The organism is Bacteroides sp. CAG:189 (genome assembly GCF_000432295.1).
In the GTDB taxonomy this organism is placed as follows: domain Bacteria; phylum Bacteroidota; class Bacteroidia; order Bacteroidales; family Bacteroidaceae; genus Bacteroides; species Bacteroides salyersiae.
In genome coordinates this window covers 1-1,316 of record NZ_HF991047.1, presented here as the reverse complement: position 1 = coordinate 1,316, position 1,316 = coordinate 1, and the positions used below count along the sequence as shown (strand labels likewise).

Sequence of the window (1,316 nt, the reverse complement as noted above, 5' to 3'; positions counted from 1 at the left end):
TTTGACAATTTTCCCATTCTCCACTAAACTCCGGGAATCTCAGATTTGGAACATTGCCCATTATATTTCTCTAATTATAGGAAACCCCTAAAAAAGTAATTATGACAAAGAAATCAATTAGAGAAATTGCGATGGCTTGGCGAGAAGACAAGCGTCCGTATGTGAAGCAATCAACATTTGCCGCTTATATGTTGATTCTGGAGAACCATCTTTTACCATATTTTGGTGAAAATGATGCGTTAAGTGAGAAAGCGGTACAAGATTTCGTACTACAAAAACTCAATGGTGGTATGAGTGTAAAATCGGTAAAGGACATTCTTATTGTGCTCAAAATGGTGATGAAGTTCGGAGTAAAACACGAATGGATGAACTATTCAGAATGGGACATAAAATATCCTACAGCTGAAACGAACAAAGAGTTGGAGGTATTGACTGTAGCCCATCACAAGAAAATATTGGACTACATTCGTCAAAATTTCACATTCCGTAATTTAGGCATCTATATAAGCCTAAGCACCGGACTTCGTATTGGTGAAGTTTGTGCTTTACGCTGGAGTGACATCAATGTGGATAGCGGAACTATCAGCGTTCAGCGTACCATAGAGCGTATTTATATTATCGAAGGAGAAAAGAAACATACAGAGCTGGTTATTAATACGCCTAAAACAAAGAACTCCTGCCGTGAAATTCCTATGAGCAAGGAGTTACTTGCTTTGGTAAAACCACTGAAAAAAGTGGTAAATGCGGATTACTACATACTCACCAATGAACCCTCGCCCACAGAACCACGAACATATCGCAATTATTACAAACGGTTGATGGAGCACCTTGGTATCCCAAAATTGAAATTTCATGGGCTTCGCCACAGCTTTGCAACTCGCTGTATAGAAAGTAATTGTGACTATAAAACAGTCAGTGTATTGCTGGGACACTCAAATATCAGTACCACTCTCAATCTTTATGTCCATCCAAATATGGAACAAAAGAAACGTTGTATCGCCAAGATGTTCAAGTCGCTTGGCAAATAACATTTTACTGGTATGTAACTTCTGTGCGATCATTTGAAGAAAACGGTCTAAGTTTAGCAAAAATAATCCAAGTGTAAATGTACTAAGTTTGATCATAGAATTAAATAAAACGTAGAAGATGCCGACAAGTACCCGACATGCACCCGACAAGTTCAAAGGAAATAATTATGTTGATTGAAGTATGGCTTGTATGCATTTTAATTCAAATGTCAAATCGCAGAACTATACAACAATTCCGTAACCACCGTAACTGTTACGGCGGGGGGGGGGGGGGGGGGGGGGGGGGGG

Annotated in this window: 1 protein-coding gene; it reads left to right on the top strand. The window is 39.3% G+C overall.

The genetic code is table 11. The annotated features are described in order from the left end of the window. The first annotated feature begins 101 nt into the window (after positions 1 to 101). Positions 102 to 1,028, top strand: a complete 927-nt coding sequence (locus QVP90_RS06535) for a tyrosine-type recombinase/integrase (protein WP_021935976.1) — start codon at positions 102 to 104, stop codon at positions 1,026 to 1,028. Positions 1,029 to 1,316: the final 288 nt, after the last annotated feature.